Here is a 1,956-nt window from a genome sequence, read left to right as displayed (position 1 = left end):
GGTGTGGGTGAGGCGGGTGGTGTCGGTGTCGAGGACGGAGGCGACGCCGAGGTCGAGGACGGTGACGGTGCCGTCCTGTCGCACCATCACGTTCCGCGGTTTGAGGTCGCGGTGGACGATCGGCACGGCGTGCACGGCGGACAGTACGGCGCAGAGCTGGGCGGCGACGGCGACCGCCCAGTGCCAGGGGTACGGCTCGTGCTCGGCGAGGTGGTCGGCGAGGTCGGCGCCGTCGACGTACTGCATGACGAGGTACAGGTCCTCGCCCTCGCTGCCGGCGTCGTGCACGGTGACCAGGCCGGGGTGGTCGACCTGGGCGGTGACGCGGCACTCGCGGACGAAGCGGCGGCGCAGTTCGTCGGCGTCCTGGCTGTCGGGTCCGGTGACCTTGTCGGGGCGCAGCAGTTTGACGGCGACGCGGCGGTCGAGCCGCTGGTCGTAGGCCGTCCAGACCTGGCCCATACCGCCTTGCCCGATGAGCGTGGACAGTTCGTAGCGTCCGGCGATGACGCGTGCGGTCACCGGCCGCCTCCCGTACCCCGGTCCCTGCCGTGGCCCTGGCCCTGGTCCTGGCCCTGGTCCTGGCCGCGCAGGAAGTCGCTCAGCTCGTCCAGTTCGGCGCGGACCTGGTCGATCCGGGCGGGCGCGGGGCGCTGTGGCTGGGGCGTCGGGGCCTGCGCGGGCGGCGGCGCGGGGACCGGGGTGGTGCCGAAGGGCGCGGCGGGCTGCGGCGGGAAGTAGGTGGTCGGGGCCGGGGCGTAGCCCTGGGGAGTGACGGACGGCGGGTAGCCGTACACCATGCCGGGGCCGGCCGGCTGCGGCGGGAAGCGGCGGATGTCCGCGTACAGGAAGTAGCCGACGCTGCCGAACGCGGACAGCATCAGCAGTGCCATGCCGACATCGATGCGCCAGGTCTGCGGGTCGCCGGGCCCGCCGGTGCCGTCGGAGCCGATGAACACGCAGGCCGCGAACAGGGCGGCGAGCGACAGGGCGAACAGGAGCCAGTCGCGCCGGGCACGGGTCACGCAGGCGACGCGCAGCATGGTGGCCCAGGCCAGGAAGCCGATGCTCAGCACCGGCAGGGCCACGAACAGCACCCTGAACACGACCACCAGCGCGGTCGAGGGGCGCGGAGGCTGCGGCGGCGCGTAGCCGGGGCCGTGCATGACTGCTCCTAGTGCCGAGGCCGCCGGTGAGGCGCCTGTGGGGACGTTGCGTACGGTGCGCGGTACCACCGGGGTTGTTCCGGGCGTGTTCCGAGGGTATCGGTCCGCTCGGACACCCGGCCTCGGATGTACCGAACCGTTGTCTCCCACCGTTGTCCCCCGGTCAGGCCTCGGGTGGGACCGTCCCGTCGGTCAGCCCGTCGTACATGCCTTGGACGAGCTGTTCGCCGAGGCGTCCGGCCAGCCGCAGGGCGTCCTCGAAGGCGGCCAGGCCGCGGAACCGTTCGCCGTAGGGCCGCTGCTGTTCCAGCGGGATCCGGGGGAGCTGGAGCCTGCGCACGTCGAGCCGGGTGGCGGTGGAGGCATAGCTGCTGGCCCGGCGGTTGTTGGCGGTGCCGCGCAGGAATCCGGCGAGGAACCAGGGGTCGAGCGCGGCCAGGTCGGGGCGCAGCAGGGCGAGGTTGCGGCCGAGCGCGGCGCCTGCGGTGCGCTCGTCGACGACGCGGGCGACGCCTCCCCCGCCGAGGACGGGGACGACGACGTCGCCGGCCTCGGTGAGCACGGTGTCCTCGGCCGTCTCCCCGTCGGGCAGCAGCCCGGAGGGTGCGGCGGCGGCGAGGACGTCGTGGTCGGTGAGGACCGGGACGCCCGCGCGGGCCGGCCCGGCGGCGGGGGAACGCGGGTGCGTCACGGCGGCGGGGCCGGTGCTGCCGGCGGTGCGCAGGACCAGGGCGCCGGCGCGGGCGAGTTCGCCGACGGTGGTCAGCGGCCGGCGCGCCGGCGGGGCCCC

Annotated in this window: 2 protein-coding genes and 1 pseudogene; all 3 read right to left on the bottom strand. The window is 74.9% G+C overall.

Annotation, left to right across the window (positions count from 1 at the left end; all coding sequences use genetic code 11):
- The coding region (locus tag RH94_RS44275) for a serine/threonine-protein kinase (protein WP_267893389.1) at nucleotides 1-489 on the bottom strand (489 nt) is incomplete at its 3' end.
- A gap of 29 nt (nucleotides 490-518) precedes the next feature.
- Nucleotides 519-1,166 carry a hypothetical protein gene (locus RH94_RS23050; protein ID WP_073949515.1) on the bottom strand — a complete coding sequence of 216 codons (648 nt, stop codon included), beginning with the start codon at nucleotides 1,164-1,166 and terminating at the stop codon, nucleotides 519-521.
- 163 nt (nucleotides 1,167-1,329) lie between these two features.
- Nucleotides 1,330-1,956, bottom strand: a pseudogene (locus RH94_RS44270) (SAM-dependent methyltransferase); the annotation flags it as partial.

Source organism: Streptomyces kebangsaanensis, from assembly GCF_001906585.1.
In the GTDB taxonomy this organism is placed as follows: Bacteria; Actinomycetota; Actinomycetes; order Streptomycetales; family Streptomycetaceae; genus Streptomyces; species Streptomyces kebangsaanensis.
Note: the sequence above shows the minus strand (reverse complement) of the source record. Positions and strands in the feature narration are given on the sequence as shown.

Coding starts and splice junctions, on each gene's coding strand:
- RH94_RS23050 (WP_073949515.1), bottom strand. CDS start 1,166: ATGCACGGCCCCGGCTACGCGCCGCCGCAGCCTCCGCGCCCCTCGACC.